Consider the following 19,138-nt stretch of genomic DNA (forward strand, 5'->3'; position numbering starts at 1 on the left):
ATGATAATCAAATACTGGGTAAGGAGGCGAGCGACGCTCGCCTCCTTCCCAACCTCTCACTACGATTATCATTTTCACTAACTGGCTTTTGAGTATTTTAGCTGATTGACAAAATGCACTTTTACTTAACCTGTCACGGGTGGCAAGGGACGGATTTATAAAAGTTGATATACCTGCTTTCTGGTGCTGAACTATGCGTAGACGCCCAGGAGCTTGTCGTCCATCATTGCTCATGTCACCCTTCCTTCATTTATAGCTAAACCAAGGCATTGTTGATAACACACATCATACAATTTGTCTAATTGCGATCGCTATCGACTTAAGTATAAATTATCTCGCCTAACCTTGAGGGATAGTTAACGTTTGTAACCACAGCTTAAGCTCTATTAATAAAAACTTAAGCGTAACTTATAAGAACTTGAACGTTTATAACTACAGTTTCTTCTGTGGTAACTAAATAATTTTTTGAGGGGCAATCTTTAGTGTGATGACAAATTATCAGCCAATACTAACAATAGTTGCTCATGAAATCGTCATTCTCTCTAAAAGCGATCTGCTCTCCCGATTTTTGCCGAAAAACTTGATTGCTCTCTATTTAAAATATCAAGAGCGATCGCAACGATGTGTTACACGGTTAGGCACTAGCGTTAGCGCTGCATAGTTAGACCCAACGAGTTCGATAGCACAGAGCGCATACCCTGTACCGTCTGACGCATCTGCTGTAGCTCCTCTATTGTCTGGTGAACGATCGGATTCGCGGCTCCCTGCCCACCGTATGCGCTGCCAGGTATCCGCCCCGCAGTGATGAAGTAGATTTGGTTCGGTGATGCTTTGTACACAAGCCCACCTGAGCGTCCAAAGTTGGCAAGCTGGAAGGTCTGATAGGGGATGTAGTAGGTGACACCACCCTCACGCTGACCCGACTTCTGGTTGCGCCTGCCCTCGACTCGCTCTCGTGCTTGGGTAGCATGTCCGGCTGCCTCCTCTTCCGTTCGTCCCAATCCGATGGTGGTGTCGATTTGCACGGTGAGCACATCTACATCGCCCAGCAAACCTGCGATGATTGAGTAACCTTGTCCGCCTCTCTGACGGTCGGCAGCAGCGCCTAACTGGTCTAGCGAGTTGCGTAGTGTGTCGCGAGCCTGTAGATACTCTCTCATTTTGGCTTCAAGGATCTGTAGCGCGTTGAACATCGCCGTTTGCGCCCCGCGCAGCTGGGATACATTGACGCTGATCGCGGCCTCGCGAGTCTGGGCATTTGCCTGAGCGATCTGGGACTCAATCTGGTTGGTTTCCTCACGGTACCACTCTTGGCTGATTGCTGTGGCGATAGAATCCGGGCTTATGGTGCCCAGTGCCTGCTGCCCCAAACTAGTCAACCCTTGACCCAAGGTATTACTGGCAGCCGCCGTTGCTGCTGTACCCATACCTGCTGCACCGCCGATTGCTGACAACACCTTTAGTCCGGTTGACAGTCGGCTCTGCATTGTCGAGACCCTGGCCGAGATGGCGCTCCGCTGGGCAGCTAATTCCGGGTTCGCCTCGCGTGGGATGATGCCGGAGTTAAGGTTACTCAATGCAGAATTCAGCTCGTGTACAGCTTGCCTAGCATTACCCTGAGCAGCATTGAAATCGTTGCCTTTCTGTATCAGGGTGTCGTGATTCTGCTGTACATCTAAACGCATTGTTTCAGCGTTGCCTCTGACTCCCCCTGCCGACTCCTGAGCACTTCTAGCACCAGTGGCCGCACCGACAATCTGCTCGGCACGGTAGGACGCTGACTGGTTAGGATCTACGACCCCCATAGCTTCAAGGTGAATCATCTGCCCTTCAACGCGACCATAGTCTAATCGGACTTGCTGCAACTGTTGCTGAAAGGTTGAGAGCGTCCGGCCCTGCTCACCGATATTGACAAGGTAGTCCGATAGCGCCGCGATCGCTGTTTCATTGGCGGAGATTTCGTCCCCGGAGACGGTACCAGTGCGCCCGCCGTTCTGCATGTTCTGGCGGTACCCTTCGATCTCGGTCATTTTGCTTTGTGCAGCGCTTCCGTCTGAGATATTGTTGACCTGCATCGCTGGCGGTGGTTGCTGCTGCATCTGCTCACGTTGGTCTTGCTCACCAAAGTCGGCGAAATCCCGCAGGTCTTCGGCCTGATCGCGCTGGATACTATACCCCTTCTGCTGCACTACATGAGTTAACTCATTATTCCCTGGTGACTTACCTGACCCAAAGTAAATATCACTTTGAGTCTGTTCTTTTGGTAAAATCTCCCGTTGCAGAGCAGAATCAGGCATCGACATGACTTGATTTGCCATCATCTCAGCTTCTTGCTCATACTGGTCTCCTGGTTCTCCAACCGTGAGTTTTGCCTGTGGACGACGCAACGGTATGCTACTAATGTCGTGACTAAGGGGCTTTTCTTTGAGCGCCAAGGATTGCTCATCCGCAGATTGCGCCTCTTGAAGGTCTGGTGCTATCTCAGTTACTGTTTGGGGCACATTAGTATTGATTTGTGAACCAAAGCCGCGGATTGGATTCGCTAGTGTCGGAGTATCTTGTGAGGCAAGGGAAGGATTCGTAAAAGTAGATGCGGCTGATTTCTTACGCCCAATTATGCGATCGCTCATCTCACTCTACCTTGGATATCACAAGGCGTATTTTTGAAGCAAATTATACACTTTGTCTAATTGCGATCGCTATCGACTTAAGTGTAAATTATTTTGTTAAGCGATCGCACATCCTCATCCACAAAGAGCTATATCTGACAACAAACCGAGGAAGCGTCTACACTTTTGTAATTATTTAGACAAATGCGATCACCTACGGTGGGCGCTTGCGCCATCGCTCATCTCATCTTCTTTATATCAACTAAACTATGGGGTTATCTGATTGCTAAAGCTTGACATACACCAAAACCAAAATTTGTCAATACCTACTGGCTACAACTAAAGTCTAATTTTAGAATCAAGTCCTCAGTTAAACTAGAGAGTATACAAACCATTTCTAATTACTAGTAGACTGTAACGGAAGTTTATCTACCTTTAACAAGGAAATTTTGCCTCTTGTTAGTATAGTTAATTGAGATGGGAGCTGGATTTACGCCGTGTTTTACTAGTTGTGATGTCTTTCGCTCTCCAAGGAAATCCGGTCAAATGATAGAGATAATTCATCAGCTACAGTGTCTTTCAAGACAACTAATACTACAAAAATGGCTTAAGAGTTTAGGGATTGTGACACTAAGTTCGTCTGATTGCCCATAATAATAAAAGTAACTCTTCAGCAATTTCTCGTTGTACTCTATTAGTAAATCATAACTATATTTTTAACTATGACTACGCAAACACTACCTCCACCAGAAGTTTATCAAGGCCAGTTTGGGGAATTTACAATTACTCCAAGCGATCGCACTGGCGTAATTATCTATCGCGCTGGGTTAATGGTAGCAGCACTAAGCTTTGCCATAGGCAGCGCTTTGGTTTTGCTCAACAATAACCAAGCTGTTTCTACCGCAATTACACCACTATATACTTGTTTTAGTCTCGCTCTTGGTGTAAGTTTATTTACCATTCATATCTACATGGCATCGCTGCACCGAATGTTGCAAATTTTTTGGGCGATCGGTAGTATAGCATCAGTGATTTTGGCAATCTCTAGTAGTGAACCTTTGGCTCTCACTGTTTACAATCAGCCTCTTACCTTATTTGGAGTTGGTTTTATCTTCGTTGCTTTGACAGGTATTTATTTTAAAGAGGCTTTTTGCTTCAATCGCCTGGAAACCAAAGTATTAACCCTAATAGTACCGCTACTGTTGTTAGGACATTTGGTGGGAATTTTACCAACTCAGGTGGAAAGTATTTTATTAGGAATTTGGGCAACGTTGTTTTTAGTCTTTGCCCTGCGAAAGACAGTGCAAGTAATTCCTGCTGATATTGGAGATAAGTCTGTCTTTACCTACTTGAAAGAACAACGTTTAGCTAAGGGTTAATGCAGACAAAAAAACGTCGGCGTCAAAAATTTCCAAAAATCAAACTAATAAAACGCCAAGAAATGTGGACACTTACGGCTCAGGGGTGGGCGATTGCAATCGCTTTGATTGCTTATTTAATTTTTTTCACTATTACTCATGTACACTCATTTCTCGCCGTGACTTCCCCTATTAAATCAGCAGAAGTATTGGTTGTTGAAGGATGGCTACCAGATTATGCCATACAAGAAGCTTTGACTGAATTTAAAAACGGTTCTTATCGTCTAGTAATTACCACCGGAGGCTCAATAGAAAAAGGAAATTATCTTAGTGAATACAAGAACTTTGCAGAAGTGTCAGCCGCTACCTTCAAAAAACTCGGTTTAGAATCAGAGAAGGTGGTAGCTGTTCCAACACCTGTGGTAATTAAGGATCGTAGTTATGCATCTGCTGCCGAATTTAATCGCTGGCTATCTGATTCAAATTTAAATCTACAATCAATTAATGTTTTTTCCTTGGACGTTCACACCCGTAGAAGTTGGTTGCTGTTCAAAAAACTCCTTACTCCTAACATCAAAGTTGGTGCGATTGCTGCCAAAACACAAGATTATGATCCAGACAAATGGTGGGATTATAGCCAAGGTGTACGGACAATTATTGATGAAGGCATAGCTTATATTTATGCGCGGTTTTTGAATTGGAAAGCCTAGAAGTGATAATTCGTAATTCGTAATTCGTAATTCGTAATTTTGAGTTACGAATTATGAATTGTGCTAGATAAAGTAATTTCGGTGGTATCAAGTGCTTTTACTATAGGCAATTAGACAAACATCATATTACTTTTCCAAGATTTGTAATAATGCTTGTCTGTAAATTTTAAGTCCTTCTGCGTTCAGATGGTCGCCATCACTCGTTAAATTCTCTTTAAGAGCATTATTCTCATACAATGGTGCTAGTCCTGCTGCTGCAACTGGTACTTTTTCTATTTCAGCAACTTGATTAATCAGAGCATTAATTTGTTCAACTCTAGAAAGTGAGGCTGCTACAGTTGGATCTGAGCTTGCTGCAACTGTTGAATAAAAAGCCGGAATGAGAAAAATCTCTTTATTTCCCATTGTACGGATAAGTGCGATCGCTTCTTGCAGATTTTTAGTAAACAACTCATCACTAATTCCATACCAAGCATCATTTCCACCTACGGCAATAATAGCTTTTTCGCATTTTACCTTGGTAGGAATTAAACTTTTCAGTTGTTCTAGTAATGAGATTGTACTCAATCCATTTAATCCAAAATTGAAAGTGCCCTCACCAAGAGTATTACCAAGCCCAGCCGAAATAGAATCGCCAAATAAGCAACCTGAAAACTGTTTATCTTGGGCAGCAAGTGTTTGATATTGCAGTGCAATTTTTCCTAAGGGTGAAGAACTTACATTATCCTTTGGAGGTGCATCGGCAGAACCAGAAGAAGAATTTGCCAGTCCAACTAGCTTAGAAATTTTTGACACATCAACAACTAATTGATTACTAGGATATGCTTCTAAAAAGCTGATTAATCCTAGACCTTCTGGTGATCTTGCTCCGATGATAATAGCAGATCGTAGGGCTTGTATACTGGCTTGATCGCGACGGGCGATCGCTTGGGATGCAAAAGATAAAATTTGCTTGCCCATTCCTGTATTTAGCAGCTTATCTAAAGCCACAATATTAAGAGACATTTTTACCTGAAGAGCATCTTGAAACTTCTGTTTCTCTTTAGCACTGAGGTAATCTAGGAAAGATTGCAGATCGGCAGAAGCCTTTTGCGTCTTGTCATAGTTGCGTATATCTGCCACAGGGATCGATTGCTCAAACAATCCATATCTGACAGTAACTTTCTCAGCGGCCAAACTAGGCAACAAACCAAGGCCACTGTGCAACAGTAAAAATATTAAGCACCCAGATAGGCTTATTAAAAAACGATAGAAATATTTCATCACAGAAGATAAGAAGATAGATAGTCAATAGTTAATAGTCAAGAGTCAAGTGTCAAAAGTCAAGGGGAATTGGGAAAGAGGTCTTTGTAGAGACGGCGATTCATCGCGTCTCTTGCCTTAACCGAACAGCATTGCCCCCATCCCTCTCAACAGCCAAGCCCAATTTGGGAATACTCAAACCAGTAGGCGTGAGGATGAAACCGTGGTAGAAGAAGGCGCATATTGGCTAGCTTGGGCGCAAATTTCGGGAATTGGCCCGGTGTTACTGAGGCGGCTGCAACAGCATTTTGGCACGTTAGCAACTGCTTGGAACGCTACTAAGGTAGAGTTAGCAGAAGTGGAGGGTTTTGGTTTTCAGACACTAGAAAAAGTAGTACAACAGCGATCGCGTTTGCACCCAGAACAACTATTCACCAAGCACCAGCAGGAAAATTCCCATTTCTGGACACCAGCAGATGCAGATTATCCCCGCTTACTGCTGGAAACTCCGAGTCCACCGCCGATTTTGTACTATCGCGGTGAAGTCGAACTCCAAGAAAATCTTGGACAAAAACCGATGGTTGGGATTGTCGGAACACGCCAACCCTCAGAATACGGTATCCGTTGGACTCGCCAAATTAGTACAGCTTTGGCTAAAAATGGCTTTACAGTTGTTTCTGGTATGGCAGAGGGAATTGACACAGAAAGCCACATCGCCGCCATGAAAGCAGGTGGACGCACGATCGCAGTTTTAGGAACCGGTGTAGATGTCATCTATCCGCATAAAAATCGGGATTTGTACAAGCAGATTTTGACGGCTGGGTTAGTCGTAAGTGAGTACCCTACAAAAACCCCACCCGATCGCACGCATTTTCCCCGTCGTAATCGGATTATTGCAGGTTTAAGCCGCGCCATCCTTGTAATGGAAGCACCCTTAAAATCTGGATGATGCCAACCATTCTATAGGGTTTCCAGGGCTTCTGGCTACGCTCTGGCTACAATGACAAAAGATAGTAAAAAAGTTGGCAAAGTCGGTATAGAACAGCGCTCTGGTAAATATCGCCTAAGATTACCCAGAGCGATCGCAGATGGATCTAATCGGTACATTTCCACCGGGTTATCTATTGATAGCCAGGAGGGTTACAAACAAGCCCAGAGGCTAGCTTGGGACATAGAGGATGAAATAGCCAGAGGTAAGTTCAACCTAACCAAACATAAGGTAACTAACCAGTCAGAACTAATACCCCAGTTAACCCTAGTTGAACTCTGGCAGCGCTTCAGTGACCATAAAAAAGCCTCTGTTGCCCTATCCACCCATCACAAGGTCTATGAGGGGACCTGGAAAAGATTAATCGCCCTAATACCCCATCAATCCCCTGATGATGCCGAGGCGGTTAAATACTGGTTAGTAAAGCATAAGCCAGCCAGCACAGCTAGGCAGGTACTAATACACTTAAGCGCCTGTATGGATTGGGCCATGTCCCAAGGACTACTAAATACCCATAGGTTTACCGGATTATCAAAGGGTATCAAGGTAACTAAGGGGCACAACATTGACCCATTTACCACCGCAGAGATGTTAGGGATACTCCAGTTATTTCAGGGTAGCCATTATGAGAACTTTGTACACTTCCTGTTTTTAACTGGCTGTAGAACTGGGGAAGCGATCGCGCTCCAATGGAAACAGGTAGCTACTGATTACTCTTCAGTTACCATTAATGCTACTTATTACCTTGAGCTAAGGGCCAGGAAGCCAACTAAAACTAAGAAGTCCAGGGTAGTACCCTGTAACAATCAGTTATCACAGTTACTCCAAAAGTTAACCAGGGGGCAGCCTACCGATCAGGTATTTACCAGCTTAGAGGGCTGTGTCATAAATAACCATAACTTCCTTTTATACCACTGGCGACCTAAGATTACCCAACTGATTGAACAAGGGTTAGTAGAGCGCTACCGACCTGCTTACAATACCCGGCATACAGCTATTACCAGGATGCTTGAATCCGGGTTAACTACTGCTGAGGTGGCTAGGGTAGTAGGTAACAGCCCAAGGGTCATAACAGAACATTACGCAGGCATTAGTCGATCCATAGTCCTACCAGAGTTTTAGGGTATATCTGACTAAGTAGAGGTAACTGTAAGTTTTATAAAAACCCTATTTTTAACTGAACTTTGTCTAATGGTTATATAGATCACAGCCCTCTGGTTAACCTTTCCAGGGGGTATTTTTATGTCCCTTAGTCGCCCCGGCGTTGCATATGGATTCCTGGCTAGCGCTGGAGATGTGGGGGTATTAGCTTGATGTCTTAGTATCTTGTGAACTTTCCTTAAAAGAGATAGAGATACTAAGACAGATGTTACCCCCCAGTACGCCCTATGGATTCTCATTAGAGTCTTAGGATTCTCATTAGTCTGACAGAGAAGATTTCAGATTTCCAAGGGTATTATCAGCCAGCCTAAAATACCAAATCACCTAAGAAAGGGTTAACCCTGTTAAATAAGATACCACAACCCCTTGGCATTTATCTAAGGGTATGATATGATAGTAGTAACAAAGCAACAAAGGTAAAACCATTATGGCTAGCAGTTTTCAAGCATTTAACCTAAGACTTCCTGAAGAACTAGACAGCCAAGTAAAGGCACAAGCGCAACAACTAGGTATCAGTAAGCATCAGTTTATTATCGATGCCATAGCCGCGCAGTTAGGAGATCAAGCTTATGAGTACCCAGCACCCGCCACAACTACCCTTGCGGATCTTCAGGCACAGGTAGATAGATTACAAAAACAGTTCAAAATATTAGCCGAGCATTGTGGTAATCCTCTAGGCACTTGGTAATAGAGGCGCAGAGCATTTATACCTATTCCTAAAGACATAGATTTAAATATCTTTAGGATTCCTTAAGGTTTACAAGATTACCCAGAGGCTAGAACCCTGATTCTACTGTTAACTAACCAGACTTGACATTCTAAGAGAAAGCAGACAAATAGGGACAGGGAAATGATTAAGACAACAGCTAAGTTCTCAATGCGGTTCACTGAAGAGACTAAGGTACAGATTGAGAAGCTGGCAGCCGATCGGGAAAGCTCAATCGCTCAGATAGTCAGAGAAGCATTGAGAGATTATCTGGCTAAACAAACCATAGAAACCAAATAGGGCAACCAGTTACCAGCTAGTTACCCTAAGAAACCAAAGATTCAAAGTAAACAAAACACAGGGCTAATGCCCAAGGATTCAAAAATGTCTTATACCACCGATGATAACACACTTTCCAATACTCAGTCAAGATTTGATGCTGATGCAAATAGCCAGGATAATAGAAAAGCAGCCTTAGATTTAGTAAGGGCTTTTGATATCTTGCAACCCCCAGTATCTAGCGGGGCGGACACATCCCACTCAGATTATAAGGGGCGGGGTGATGTGATTAATGCAAAAAAGGCAGCTAAGTTTTATATTCAAAGCGCCGATGAAAAGGCTTATGCTTTCTGGGAAGTGTTTGCGGCTACTTATGGGGCTTATCACAGAAATGGAGAGTTTAAGTTAACCCAGGATGCTTGGGCGGGTACTGTCTACTATGAGGGTAAGTCTACTACAGTTGGTAAGCTAGTAGGTAAGTTAGAGCAAATACTTGAACTAGCTAGACCCCGAACATCCGAAGGATTCTATGATAGACAGCTAGACCTATTTCTAGAGACTAGGCAGGTTAAGCCAGTTAAGCAATATCTAGATAGTTGCTTGCGCCAATATAGCAAGACTGAAGAGGTTTTTGAGGTAGTAGAAAACGGTATTACCCTATTAATCCCAGGGCAAAGAAATGGGTCATTTATGAATACTACAGTTGACCTACTACCAGAATGGGACAGCTTAGGCAAAGTGCTATTTGGTACTGATGACTTGTTAACCCAAGAGATGATTACCACTTGGTTAGTTGGGGCTGCCAAGCGGGGTATTAACCCTGGCTGTTATAACAAGAGAACCATAATCCTTAAGGGTAGCCAAGACGCGGGTAAATCAGCATTTGTTTCTAAGTTAGCTAAACACTGGGGAACTGAGTTACCCTCTGGTACTTCTGAGATGGACTTTGTTCGCCAGTGTAGCAGGACTTGGATTATGGAACTAGCCGAATGCGATCGCCTGTTCAAAGGTAGAGATGCTAGCATCCTTAAGCAACAGTTGTCTACCACAGTTGATAAATATGTCCCCAAGTATAAGGAAGCCGATGAAATGGCTATTAACCCTAGAACTACTGTGTTTATGGGGACAACTAATAAGTCCCAGTTCTTAGTAGATGATACTGGTAACAAAAGATTCTGGGTAGTTGATTTGGCGGATGATTGGAAGTTACCCCTAGCTTGGTTAGATGAAAATGTAGATCAACTATGGGCTACTGCTTACCATAAGTTACTCAATGGGCATCCTACCGACTTGTCAGAAGATAGCCAAGTTGCATCAGAGGTCAGGAACCGGGATTACATGGTTGAGGGTAGCTGGAATGAGCAACTAGAAACAGTCTTGGAAAAGGCTACACTTGATGGTAAGTTAGCCGTTGCTTTCAAAGCAGTAGATATTATGTATGCAATGGGGCTTCAGGGGGATGCTCATGGCAGACACAAGGCAGCAGTTATCGCTAGCTTGAAACAACTTGGTTATGAGCAAAAGTCCATCAAGGTACTAGGCAAGGCTGAAAAGCTTTGGAAGTTAACCAGTGCATCTAACACTGACACATACCCCGGCAAGTTTGACCTAGAGCGCAGAGTTTGGACTCATCTCGACAAAGATACCCCTGAAAAAGGTTACAGATAAATACTAGCAGTTAACTAACCCCCAGCAATGCCCCTACCATTAGGGGTATTTATTTGTCCTACCCGCTTTAATGCGCTTAAACAGGAGTGCTTTTACTCTATTGACCTCCCAGTTACCTCCCGGTTACCTCTGGTTACTCCAAAGTTACCTTGCTGGTAACCGCTAGGATGTATAGGGGGTAAGCATTACAGCCTTCCGGTTACCTGGTTACCTCTATTTTCTCTAAAATAGGGTGTACAGAAATACTATAGGGGTTTTGTTTGCCAAATATGAGGTAACTAGGTAACCCATAGGCTACAACCTAAGCTCCATAAAGGTTCTAGCGGTTACTAGTAGAGGTAACCAGAGGTAACTAGGGAGGTAACCGGGAAATACTAAAGACTAAATCACCCAGCGATCACCTAACCGACCCTTAGCCCCCTCTAGTATCGCCTAAGACAACCACCGGGGCTTAAGGTATCCCATAAACGCATCAATAAATACACTATAAGTAAATCAGGGTATTAATCCATAACTTATAAGATATTCAAATAACTAAATAGTTCATTATGGGTTAACCCAAAGGCACACAATAGCCTCAAACTATTGTATAATGGTAGTTATAGAAGGTATATGGTTAGGTTGACAGAATAAGGTTAAAGGTACAAATAGAGGATTTATGACTAACCCAGTAGACAAACCCAATCTTGAATATACACTCCGATATCTCAGAGAGCGCCCTAAGTCAGCTAACAACGCTGAGATAATAGCGGCATTAGGTTTGTCTAATAAGGGTAAGACCTCTGGTAAGTATCTCTATTTGGCGCAAGACAAGAAAGGTAAGTTCTACCGGATAGCTACCCAGAAAGCACCGGACGCACTTGTAGGCCATGAGTTGCCCGAATATCAAGCCGAAGTTGTTACCTCCGGTCAAGAGGCTACCAAGCTGAAGCAAGAGAAATACCGCAAGGCTACAGGGGTATTCAATGGGATGGAAGTTTTCAACCCTAAACGCACAGCTAAACCAGAGACTAAGAAGCAACCCCAGATACTAGCAGACGCTGACTGGGTAACCCTAGATGTAGCCTAAGTACTTAATCAACTATTTTATACTAACTAATATGGCAAAGGGAAATACTAAACAGATGCAAGCGCTTGCACTGGAGACTTTAAACTATGGCTCCTATGACCACAAGGATGAGGCGATTAACCTCAGACTTAACCACAAGGATAAGCAGGGATTGAAGAAACTAGCGGATAGTCTAGGGCTGCCAGTTAATCTACTGCTGAGGGTACTAATCAAGCAAGCGATCGCCCAAAACGCCGAGGGTATTAATCCAATACCTACCTTTGATACCAACGCGGATAAGCCAAAGGGCAATAAATAACCATAGGGGATATTATTATGACTGCTGAGGATTTCCAAGATTTATTGGTAGGCTATTTAGGGGATAACTGGTTTGATTTCTTCTACCCTGAGTTTTGCCAAGCTATAGCTGATAGATGGTCTACACCCTATCAGGACATGGCTAATCTTAAAAAACAGGGTTGGTCTTTCAAAGAACTAAACCATCATCCTCTTTATGGCTTCTGGGTTAATCTGGTTGAATATCATCCCAACATGAAAGCGCTTACTAAACGCATAAGTAGTTTTGAACACTAACCAGTAACCACCTAGCGATCACTTAATCAACATCACAGGTATTTAATCAACTAATCAATCCACACTACACTTATTTGAATCAAACAGAGTAGGCTGGGCTGACCTAGCCATCTCTTCTGTCCCCATTGCCACATAGGGGTAAATAGATATCAGCTCATTTAACTCTTGTACACTTTCAGGGGGCAATACTTGTACAAGTTCTGTATACTCGGTATTTTGGAAGTCTTGCCTAGTCTTCCATAGATAGATGTTTTTATTCTCAAAGATTCGCACTACTTCATCCCGATTAGTAACCATTACATAAGCCGGGGTGTTACTGGTAGTCTTAAACTGATGAACAATAGCACCCGCAACAATACCAGCCACATAAACCTTACATTGGCTTCTATCAAAGGGTTCATCATCCCCATCATTATCTAAATCACCTACCGGGGTTTGGATTTGAGCTTGTTCATCTATCCGGGGTTGTTCTGTTCTATGTGTACCTGTTTGAACCGCAACAAGGGATATAACTAGCACCCCCACAACCCCTATTGCTCTAAGATGCTTCTCAATAAAATATATGTATCTGTCTATCATTTAATGTATTTAATATTACTTCCTTAATCTATTCTCAGGGGCATCAAGGGTCAAGGCTATGTATCTTTATTGTTATATTAGAAACATAAGCACCCTAGATAACCATCACTTCTCAGTTCGCTTATTACTGGGTCAAACAGGAGATAATCAGAGATAACAGGAGATAACCGGAGATAATCGGCAATCCCTCAGTTCATTAGTTGCCCCATAAGAAAAGCCCGGTAAGTTAACCAAGACCTACCGGGCTAAACTATGACTTACTGAACGCTTAGAACTGACCGAAAAATGATGAGAGGAGAAAGGCATCATCAGTAGTTATCTGAGATAAATCAGGGACTGACAACGGTTCCTTAGCTTCTCTAACTTCCCTCTGGTAAAGATTAGCATAAGCCTCAAATCTTTCTGGAGTAGAACAAGCATAGACTATAGCGCTCGGATCATTTGAAAAGACCGAATCCAGAATGCTATAAATCCATTGGACATGTTCTAATGGGTCATCGCCAATAACATCTTGCACGGCGGCATAAAGAGCCTCAGCGCTTTCATAACTCTTACCATGCCACAGAAGTCCTTTATTACCATATCGGGCTGTTGTAGACTCAACTCCGAAGTTTTCCTGAGTTAGCAGAAGCGCTCCGAGTCTCAAGTATTCATTGATGGTTTTTTCCCGACCATAAACCAAGATGTATTTAGTAAGATATACCTCAGCCCGGTCAAGGTTTAGTAAACCATGCTTGATTAGTTTTTCAACCGCATCCTGTAATACATGTAAGGTTTTAAGCGCTGAGATTTTCTTAAAGTTATCAGCATCATCAATAGCTTTCTGAGCCGCCTCAGCTTCCTTCATAGCTTGTATTGCTTTATCAGCAGCTTCTTTCGCTTGCTGTTTTAGTTGGTTCACAAAACTGTCATTAGCCATTTTATTAGTCCTTAGATTATTTGGTCTTCTACTAATAAGAATGTCAAGTACAAAAGTCCCTGAAACGCCGAAAGAGGTATTGACAATGTAAGGTTAAATGGGGCAATAAAAATGAAGACTAAGGCATTATCATTTCGGATCGAGGAAGACACATACAACTACTTGGCTGACTTGGCAGATAAGTCAAAACAACCCATGTCAGAGGTAGTTAGGGGGATATTGGAAAATAATCAGATGACAGAGGGTACTAGACGCGCCTATGGGGAATGCTTAACCTATTTGGCATCAGTAGATTCTAATGATTTTTTAGTTGGTCTGGATGCCCTTGTAGAGGCTATTAAGGAGGTTAAGACCAATGGTTAGAAAGACCAACTGTCCCATCTGTTCGCTTAATGCTGAGGCTAGGCAAAGCTTTGAGGATAAAGTCAGGCTAGGCCTGCCAGCAACCGCATTAGTCGATTATTTGATAACTCAGGGTATCCATGTAACCCCTCAGCAGATATATTCCCACAAGAAGCATTCAAAGCCCCTGCAACGCACAGTACCCCAGAGTAACCCGGTAGCCCCTAGGCTAACCACAAATGTCTCAGCCGATGGTTTGACCACCGATGACAGACAAGAGAGGTTACTGGCGATCGCTCTAGAGGCTGTTGATTCCTTAGCTGCCCAGTTTAGAGACTCTAATAATCTGAGGGTAGCTAGGATGCTTAAGGAAATGGGGGAGTTAGCCAGGGCACTGGTAAGAGACAGGATGGATCGGGAAACTCTACCAGAAACTAACATCTCAGTCAGTATCAACCTCGGTTCACTTGAGGCACAACTAGGGTTACCAGAACGGGACATGACCGGACAGGATATCAAATACCAAACAGAGGAACAACAATGATTATCAACAGAAGCCGAATATTTGCCAAGTTCAACCTGAATGCTGACCAAAGGAAAATATTTAACCTATTGACCCCGGCCCAGCAAAAGAGACTTATCAAAGTCCTTGAGGGTAAACAAGGACAACGCAGGGTTATCAAGGCATCATCCAACCCTAGACGCGCCAGACCTAATCAGGCTACCCAAGACACCCAAGGGATAGAAAACCAATACCAAGACCGCCTGATGTAACCTTTGTCGAAATGTTTCGATAGCCTGGGAAATATTTCGATTTTAAGCCCAAGACCAACCAGAACAGCCAAAGCTCCCAAGGTATGACCAGTACCAAGGGAGCTATCAATAAATCTTTATCAACAATACTATGACCATTATAGCACATCTTTCTCCTAATGGGGAAAGAAAAGACAGCAGTTATCACCTAGCCTCTTTTGAGGCTAGGCTAGCCTGTGGTAACTCATGGGAGAATAGCCTAACTGAGTATTTAGGTACTCAAGGGTTAGACCGGGTTTACCAGCCAGACCAGTACATGACATACCGATCGGTTTATGGGAGTTGGAAGCCTGACCCGGATAACTGGCGATCGCGGAGTCAGTCTAAGCTAGCCCAAGACTTATACCCAAAGTACCAGCGAGATATCCGAGTTATTCACAAGGGGGCTGGTTACAACTTAGAGGTTAAGTCCAAATCAGGCATCTTTGAAAACCATAACATACTGGTAGGCGGTATTGCAAGCCGATGGGAGCGCTACAGGTTCCCTGTTCACTTTGTAGTTGCCATCGATCGCAACACAGGAGAAGCCAGGGTAACTGAAGCGGATAGGCTAACCAGAGAGACAAGCTGGTTAAGAGTCAAATCCCAAGAGCTATCATATGGAATACCAAGGCATCTGTTTAGACCCCTGGACACTTGGTTAGACTTCATAAAGACTACTAGTTGACTCTCTGGCTATCCTCTGGCTACACTGGGGACTATAAACACCCCTAGAAGCCTTATAGAAGCCAGAGGCTTTGGATTATTGCAGGTTTAAGCCGCGCCATCCTTGTAATGGAAGCACCCTTAAAATCTGGTGCCTTAATTACTGCTACCTACGCAAATGAATTTGGCAGAGATGTCTATGCACTGCCTGGAAGAGTGGACGATCACCCATCCCAAGGGTGCTTAAAGTTACTGAATCAGGGAGCTTCTTTCATCCTTAAAGAATTAGATGAACTGTTAACAATGCTAGGAGCAATACCACAAATTGATGCAGTCGAGGCTTCCACAGCACCAGAACAGTTAATGCCAACTTTATCGCCAGAATTGCAAACGGTTATGGATGCACTCGCAAGTGAAGCTTTACCCTTCGATTTTATTGTTCAACAAACCAGCATGGCTGCTGGTGCAGTTTCCGGTGCGTTGTTACAGTTGGAACTTATGGGTTTAGTTTCGCAGTTACCAGGAATGCGGTATCAAAAAAGTTAAGAATTAAAAGATAACAGTATAGTTTAGCTTTTAGAAACAAAAAGCTAGTGGCGATCGCACTTTCGATTTTTCTAGCTGCTTGATGAGGTAGATGTCTCTGGAGCTTTCACCACTCTTCTACCCCAAGGTTTGATGACTGAAATGCCGATGATGCCAAGTATACAGAGAGTTTGAATTGCACCACCAATCAGGACTCCATTCAAGTCAAACATGTACAATGGATTGTTCAATGCTTGCTCCCGTGCCACATCTGAAATACCTGTCACCGCATTAACCCACGGGCCTAGCCATATAGTTCCTACCACAATCAAAGTAACTGTGGCAATCCATTTGACAATTACCCAGTAATGTTTGAAGAATCCCCAAACGGTGAGCCAACAGAGGAGTCCTCCTGTTAATAAAGATAGGTTTGCAGAGGGAATAACTACAAAATCATCAAGCAATTTCAAGGTTGTGTTAATTGCATACAGTTCGTCACCATTGGTAATATTGGCATTCTTTAACGCGATCGCAACCATACATAGAGCAGATCCAAACCAAATGCTACCAGAAGCGACATGAGCAGAGAGTAACCAGTTTTTCTGTTTAACGTTGAGTTTGGGCATAAAGTCTCCAGATTTAGCAAAGTTAATTAGCTACCATATAATATGGCTCCTTATTATAATAGGATAAAATTTCCTAACTTCAAAGGTATTTACCTATTTAAACTAAAAATCTCGCATCGCTGGTACTCCTGCCTGTAGCTTAGACAAGAGTTGTATCAGCGTCTTCTGCTCAGTCAGGCTTAGATGAGCTATCAGTCCAGTAGTTCGACAAAAATGATCTGGCAGCATATTTGTCAAATTCTGTTGCCCTTGCTCGGTCAATTGCACGATTAAACGGCGTCTATCTTCTGGGTGTGGTTGTCGCTTCACCCATCCATCCCGTTCCAAACCGTCTAATAATCCAGTTATAGTTCCACGAGTTACACCAGAACGTTCAGCACATTCTGAAGGTGTTAAGTGCTGACCATTTGCTCGGAATAATTGCATGACAACTGTAAATTTACCCATAGACAGCTGATGGCGAGCTAAATGGGCATCCAATGCGGCATAAACAAGGGCTGTAGTTTTCAAAAAGGCTAAACAAGTCTCCACTGCGGAAATGTTTAACTCAGGGAACTGTGTGGCAAGTTCCTCTAGCTCGTACTTTGGTGGGACTTCAGGAGAAACAAACATGAATTTGCAAGCATTAGTTGACTAGCTTACTATATGCTGCCTTAGTAAAACTTGCTGTGGCAACTCTACATTTAAAAATTCTAATTTATCTTGGGGGATAATACTGCGGATTCATCACTGGAGATTGATAACCGTTTGGGGGTACTGTACTTCCCATACCGTTAGGTACAGGACTGACAACAGGAGGCTGATAAACGTTCATAGGTACGGTGCCTGTTGTATTGTTTGGTAAAGCTGGACTCACACCCTGGGGCTGATAACCGTTTGCAGGTGTAGTGCTTATACTGTTGGGTGTAACAGCATTTTGGCTAAACTCTTCGTAAGCAGCACGAGAAATTGAGCTAATTAATTTTTCGGCACGAGGGTCATTATTGGGGCGTTGTACCATGACAGCTGCTACGTAGCGCTTGCCAGTTGGAACAACAACTAAACCTGCATCTGCCAGCATAGTACCAATATCGCCCGTTTTGTGATATACTCTCGCGCCTGTTCCCAAACCAGATGGTAGCAGAGTGTTTCTCTGAGTGCGACGCAAGATATCGAGCATTAAATCGCGTGATGGCATACTCACTAAATTTCCCTGACTCACAATAGCCATCAAATTCCCCAATTCTTTGGGAGTAGTGGTATTTGTCCCTTGCAAATCTGGGAGTTGATTACGAATTATTGTGTTTGTCAATCCCCAGTTTCGGAAACGCTGGTTTAAAGCCTCTATTCCTCCCAGTCGGGCAATCAGCATATTTGTCGCCGTGTTGTCGCTAATTGTAACCATTTTTGTGGCGACTTCCAGAGCGGCGTACTGGGTTCCGGCTGATTTGTATTGCAGATTTCCAGAACCGCCAGCAACCATATCCTGTTGCATGGTCAGCATTTCATCCAGGCGAATTTTCCCTGCGTCCACATCCTGGAAAAAGGCAATTAAAATCGGCACCTTAATTGTGCTAGCCGCCGGAAAACTGGTAGAGCCATTGACATCTACATAATTACCAGTATCTAAATCTACCAAGAAAACTCCGGGTGTAAGATTTGGGTTGGTCGCCGCCAAATTTTGTACGGCATTTTTCAAAGCGCTAATTTCCTGGGATAAGTACATACTCGAAGCTGCAACTGGGGGAGTTTGGGTAGGTTGCGGCTGCGATCGCGCTACATTCGCCACATTACTATTAGATTGCGGCGCAGAAGTTGTGCTGATGCGATTAGCCGGGTCTAATACTGACAATGCGGTGCCAACAATTGCACCCATCCCAACACCCACAATCAACAACCGCACAACATACAACAAAGTTTTGGCCATTGGCTTTAACCGCGTCTTCCGCGATGAACGCCTGCCTATTTTTGGCTTTTCCATCCGCACTGTTTTCACCATCACAGCACCTGGTCGAAAGGGAGGAATTTTTCCCTTCCCAGTAGGTATTGATTTTACTGCCGTTGGCATGACTAACCCCGATTTTACCCTGCGTGTAGCGCCAGGGGTTGGGGGAGGACTGATGCGATTTTTTGGGCGTGCTAACGCCGCTTCTCTGCCAGTGGCACCTTGCTGCTGCTGGCTCTTAACTTTCACTTTCTTCTGCGCCACTTTTTGAACCTTTTGTGGACGCTGGCGGCCATTTAAGGGTTGACGCCGCGAGAAAGCTGTTAGTTCGTCACTTGACTCTGACACAGTTACTCCTTGTGACCCACTTGACTGTTTTCTTGCAGACTCCTAACCCAAAAC

The 19,138-nt window shown here is 43.7% G+C and carries 23 protein-coding genes and 2 pseudogenes; 17 read left to right on the top strand and 8 right to left on the bottom strand.

Going from position 1 to position 19,138, the window contains the following annotated elements:
• Window positions 1–234 (bottom strand): hypothetical protein (locus ACEYW6_RS11785; protein ID WP_412979831.1); only part of this gene is annotated, 234 nt, incomplete at its 3' end.
• A 250-nt stretch (window positions 235–484) separates the two neighbouring features.
• On the opposite strand from ACEYW6_RS11785, the gene ACEYW6_RS11790 reads away from it, so the two are divergent.
• Window positions 485–661 (top strand): hypothetical protein, encoded by a 177-nt coding sequence (locus ACEYW6_RS11790; RefSeq protein WP_412979832.1) that lies wholly within the window; start codon window positions 485–487, stop codon window positions 659–661.
• Here the strand turns inward: ACEYW6_RS11790 and ACEYW6_RS11795 are convergent.
• A complete protein-coding gene (locus ACEYW6_RS11795; protein ID WP_412979833.1) occupies window positions 648–2,435 on the bottom strand; it encodes a hypothetical protein in 1,788 nt (595 codons plus the stop codon). The genes ACEYW6_RS11790 and ACEYW6_RS11795 overlap by 14 nt on opposite strands.
• Window positions 2,436–2,590: 155 nt before the next feature.
• Here ACEYW6_RS11795 and ACEYW6_RS11800 point away from each other — a divergent pair, with 155 nt between their 5' ends.
• The 3 genes from ACEYW6_RS11800 to ACEYW6_RS11810 all read left to right on the top strand — a co-directional run bounded on the left by ACEYW6_RS11800 (window position 2,591) and on the right by ACEYW6_RS11810 (window position 4,677).
• A complete protein-coding gene (locus tag ACEYW6_RS11800; protein ID WP_412979834.1) occupies window positions 2,591–2,809 on the top strand; it encodes a hypothetical protein in 219 nt (72 codons plus the stop codon).
• 522 nt (window positions 2,810–3,331) lie between these two features.
• Window positions 3,332–3,988 (top strand): DUF2301 domain-containing membrane protein, encoded by a 657-nt coding sequence (locus ACEYW6_RS11805; RefSeq protein ID WP_412979835.1) that lies wholly within the window; start codon window positions 3,332–3,334, stop codon window positions 3,986–3,988.
• Window positions 3,988–4,677 (top strand): YdcF family protein, encoded by a 690-nt coding sequence (locus ACEYW6_RS11810; protein ID WP_412979836.1) that lies wholly within the window; start codon window positions 3,988–3,990, stop codon window positions 4,675–4,677. The genes ACEYW6_RS11805 and ACEYW6_RS11810 overlap by 1 nt, the downstream gene beginning before the upstream one ends.
• Window positions 4,678–4,803: 126 nt before the next feature.
• Here the strand turns inward: ACEYW6_RS11810 and ACEYW6_RS11815 are convergent, their stop codons facing one another.
• A complete protein-coding gene (locus ACEYW6_RS11815) occupies window positions 4,804–5,940 on the bottom strand; it encodes an alpha/beta hydrolase (protein ID WP_412979837.1) in 1,137 nt (378 codons plus the stop codon).
• Window positions 5,941–6,142: 202 nt separating this feature from the next.
• On the opposite strand from ACEYW6_RS11815, the pseudogene dprA reads away from it, so the two are divergent.
• The 8 genes and pseudogenes from dprA to ACEYW6_RS11855 form a co-directional block, all read left to right on the top strand.
• Window positions 6,143–6,865, top strand: a pseudogene (dprA, locus tag ACEYW6_RS11820) (DNA-processing protein DprA); the annotation flags it as partial.
• Between the two features lie 54 nt (window positions 6,866–6,919).
• Entirely contained in the window at window positions 6,920–8,029 is a 1,110-nt protein-coding gene (locus ACEYW6_RS11825; protein ID WP_412979838.1) for a tyrosine-type recombinase/integrase, read from the top strand.
• A gap of 466 nt (window positions 8,030–8,495) precedes the next feature.
• A complete protein-coding gene (locus ACEYW6_RS11830; protein WP_412979839.1) occupies window positions 8,496–8,756 on the top strand; it encodes a toxin-antitoxin system HicB family antitoxin in 261 nt (86 codons plus the stop codon).
• A gap of 162 nt (window positions 8,757–8,918) precedes the next feature.
• Window positions 8,919–9,074, top strand: a complete 156-nt coding sequence (locus ACEYW6_RS11835) for a CopG family transcriptional regulator (protein WP_412979840.1) — start codon at window positions 8,919–8,921, stop codon at window positions 9,072–9,074.
• 84 nt (window positions 9,075–9,158) lie between these two features.
• Window positions 9,159–10,721 (top strand): VapE domain-containing protein, encoded by a 1,563-nt coding sequence (locus tag ACEYW6_RS11840; RefSeq protein WP_412979841.1) that lies wholly within the window; start codon window positions 9,159–9,161, stop codon window positions 10,719–10,721.
• A 658-nt stretch (window positions 10,722–11,379) separates the two neighbouring features.
• The gene (locus tag ACEYW6_RS11845) at window positions 11,380–11,790 is read left to right on the top strand and encodes a hypothetical protein (protein ID WP_412979842.1); all 411 of its coding nucleotides are present in this window, start codon (window positions 11,380–11,382) and stop codon (window positions 11,788–11,790) included.
• Window positions 11,791–11,845: 55 nt separating this feature from the next.
• Window positions 11,846–12,088: a hypothetical protein gene (locus ACEYW6_RS11850; protein ID WP_412979843.1), complete on the top strand. Its 243-nt coding sequence runs from the start codon at window positions 11,846–11,848 to the stop codon at window positions 12,086–12,088.
• A gap of 17 nt (window positions 12,089–12,105) precedes the next feature.
• Window positions 12,106–12,363 (top strand): hypothetical protein, encoded by a 258-nt coding sequence (locus ACEYW6_RS11855; protein WP_412979844.1) that lies wholly within the window; start codon window positions 12,106–12,108, stop codon window positions 12,361–12,363.
• A 54-nt stretch (window positions 12,364–12,417) separates the two neighbouring features.
• On the opposite strand, the gene ACEYW6_RS11860 is transcribed toward ACEYW6_RS11855, so the two are convergent.
• Both ACEYW6_RS11860 and ACEYW6_RS11865 read right to left on the bottom strand, forming a co-directional pair.
• Complete coding sequence (locus ACEYW6_RS11860) at window positions 12,418–12,882, bottom strand: hypothetical protein (protein WP_412979845.1); 465 nt, start codon at window positions 12,880–12,882, stop codon at window positions 12,418–12,420.
• A gap of 328 nt (window positions 12,883–13,210) precedes the next feature.
• Window positions 13,211–13,861 (bottom strand): hypothetical protein, encoded by a 651-nt coding sequence (locus tag ACEYW6_RS11865; protein WP_412979846.1) that lies wholly within the window; start codon window positions 13,859–13,861, stop codon window positions 13,211–13,213.
• Window positions 13,862–13,972: 111 nt separating this feature from the next.
• On the opposite strand from ACEYW6_RS11865, the gene ACEYW6_RS11870 reads away from it, so the two are divergent.
• From ACEYW6_RS11870 to ACEYW6_RS11890, 5 genes and pseudogenes are all read left to right on the top strand, one after another.
• On the top strand, window positions 13,973–14,224 hold the full coding sequence (locus tag ACEYW6_RS11870) for a hypothetical protein (RefSeq protein ID WP_412979847.1): 252 nt from the start codon (window positions 13,973–13,975) through the stop codon (window positions 14,222–14,224).
• On the top strand, window positions 14,217–14,747 hold the full coding sequence (locus ACEYW6_RS11875; protein WP_412979848.1) for a hypothetical protein: 531 nt from the start codon (window positions 14,217–14,219) through the stop codon (window positions 14,745–14,747). The genes ACEYW6_RS11870 and ACEYW6_RS11875 overlap by 8 nt, the downstream gene beginning before the upstream one ends.
• Window positions 14,744–14,977 (top strand): hypothetical protein, encoded by a 234-nt coding sequence (locus ACEYW6_RS11880; RefSeq protein ID WP_412979849.1) that lies wholly within the window; start codon window positions 14,744–14,746, stop codon window positions 14,975–14,977. Before ACEYW6_RS11875 ends, ACEYW6_RS11880 begins: the two co-directional genes overlap by 4 nt.
• Window positions 14,978–15,107: 130 nt before the next feature.
• Entirely contained in the window at window positions 15,108–15,683 is a 576-nt protein-coding gene (locus tag ACEYW6_RS11885; protein WP_412979850.1) for a hypothetical protein, read from the top strand.
• Window positions 15,684–15,757: 74 nt separating this feature from the next.
• A pseudogene (locus ACEYW6_RS11890) lies at window positions 15,758–16,207 on the top strand (DNA-processing protein DprA); the annotation flags it as partial.
• A gap of 71 nt (window positions 16,208–16,278) precedes the next feature.
• On the opposite strand, the gene ACEYW6_RS11895 reads toward ACEYW6_RS11890, so the two are convergent.
• The 3 genes from ACEYW6_RS11895 to ACEYW6_RS11905 all read right to left on the bottom strand — a co-directional run bounded on the left by ACEYW6_RS11895 (window position 16,279) and on the right by ACEYW6_RS11905 (window position 19,084).
• The gene (locus tag ACEYW6_RS11895) at window positions 16,279–16,812 is read right to left on the bottom strand and encodes a hypothetical protein (protein ID WP_412979851.1); all 534 of its coding nucleotides are present in this window, start codon (window positions 16,810–16,812) and stop codon (window positions 16,279–16,281) included.
• A gap of 102 nt (window positions 16,813–16,914) precedes the next feature.
• The gene (locus ACEYW6_RS11900) at window positions 16,915–17,424 is read right to left on the bottom strand and encodes a MarR family winged helix-turn-helix transcriptional regulator (protein WP_412979852.1); all 510 of its coding nucleotides are present in this window, start codon (window positions 17,422–17,424) and stop codon (window positions 16,915–16,917) included.
• 85 nt (window positions 17,425–17,509) lie between these two features.
• Window positions 17,510–19,084 (bottom strand): serine hydrolase, encoded by a 1,575-nt coding sequence (locus ACEYW6_RS11905; protein WP_412979853.1) that lies wholly within the window; start codon window positions 19,082–19,084, stop codon window positions 17,510–17,512.
• Window positions 19,085–19,138: the final 54 nt, after the last annotated feature.

The organism is Nostoc sp. UIC 10607 (genome assembly GCF_047228265.1).
GTDB lineage: Bacteria > Cyanobacteriota > Cyanobacteriia > Cyanobacteriales > Nostocaceae > Nostoc > Nostoc foliaceum_A.

What these genes read in the sequence shown, in the direction of transcription:
- ACEYW6_RS11800 (WP_412979834.1), top strand. Translation starts at nt 2,591, where the DNA reads ATGCGGCTGATTTCTTACGCCCAATTATGCGATCGCTCATCTCACTCT.
- ACEYW6_RS11805 (WP_412979835.1), top strand. Translation starts at nt 3,332, where the DNA reads ATGACTACGCAAACACTACCTCCACCAGAAGTTTATCAAGGCCAGTTT.
- ACEYW6_RS11810 (WP_412979836.1), top strand. Translation starts at nt 3,988, where the DNA reads ATGCAGACAAAAAAACGTCGGCGTCAAAAATTTCCAAAAATCAAACTA.
- ACEYW6_RS11815 (WP_412979837.1), bottom strand. Translation starts at nt 5,940, where the DNA reads ATGAAATATTTCTATCGTTTTTTAATAAGCCTATCTGGGTGCTTAATA.
- ACEYW6_RS11825 (WP_412979838.1), top strand. Translation starts at nt 6,920, where the DNA reads ATGACAAAAGATAGTAAAAAAGTTGGCAAAGTCGGTATAGAACAGCGC.
- ACEYW6_RS11830 (WP_412979839.1), top strand. Translation starts at nt 8,496, where the DNA reads ATGGCTAGCAGTTTTCAAGCATTTAACCTAAGACTTCCTGAAGAACTA.
- ACEYW6_RS11835 (WP_412979840.1), top strand. Translation starts at nt 8,919, where the DNA reads ATGATTAAGACAACAGCTAAGTTCTCAATGCGGTTCACTGAAGAGACT.
- ACEYW6_RS11840 (WP_412979841.1), top strand. Translation starts at nt 9,159, where the DNA reads ATGTCTTATACCACCGATGATAACACACTTTCCAATACTCAGTCAAGA.
- ACEYW6_RS11845 (WP_412979842.1), top strand. Translation starts at nt 11,380, where the DNA reads ATGACTAACCCAGTAGACAAACCCAATCTTGAATATACACTCCGATAT.
- ACEYW6_RS11850 (WP_412979843.1), top strand. Translation starts at nt 11,846, where the DNA reads ATGCAAGCGCTTGCACTGGAGACTTTAAACTATGGCTCCTATGACCAC.
- ACEYW6_RS11855 (WP_412979844.1), top strand. Translation starts at nt 12,106, where the DNA reads ATGACTGCTGAGGATTTCCAAGATTTATTGGTAGGCTATTTAGGGGAT.
- ACEYW6_RS11865 (WP_412979846.1), bottom strand. Translation starts at nt 13,861, where the DNA reads ATGGCTAATGACAGTTTTGTGAACCAACTAAAACAGCAAGCGAAAGAA.
- ACEYW6_RS11870 (WP_412979847.1), top strand. Translation starts at nt 13,973, where the DNA reads ATGAAGACTAAGGCATTATCATTTCGGATCGAGGAAGACACATACAAC.
- ACEYW6_RS11875 (WP_412979848.1), top strand. Translation starts at nt 14,217, where the DNA reads ATGGTTAGAAAGACCAACTGTCCCATCTGTTCGCTTAATGCTGAGGCT.
- ACEYW6_RS11880 (WP_412979849.1), top strand. Translation starts at nt 14,744, where the DNA reads ATGATTATCAACAGAAGCCGAATATTTGCCAAGTTCAACCTGAATGCT.
- ACEYW6_RS11885 (WP_412979850.1), top strand. Translation starts at nt 15,108, where the DNA reads ATGACCATTATAGCACATCTTTCTCCTAATGGGGAAAGAAAAGACAGC.
- ACEYW6_RS11895 (WP_412979851.1), bottom strand. Translation starts at nt 16,812, where the DNA reads ATGCCCAAACTCAACGTTAAACAGAAAAACTGGTTACTCTCTGCTCAT.
- ACEYW6_RS11900 (WP_412979852.1), bottom strand. Translation starts at nt 17,424, where the DNA reads ATGTTTGTTTCTCCTGAAGTCCCACCAAAGTACGAGCTAGAGGAACTT.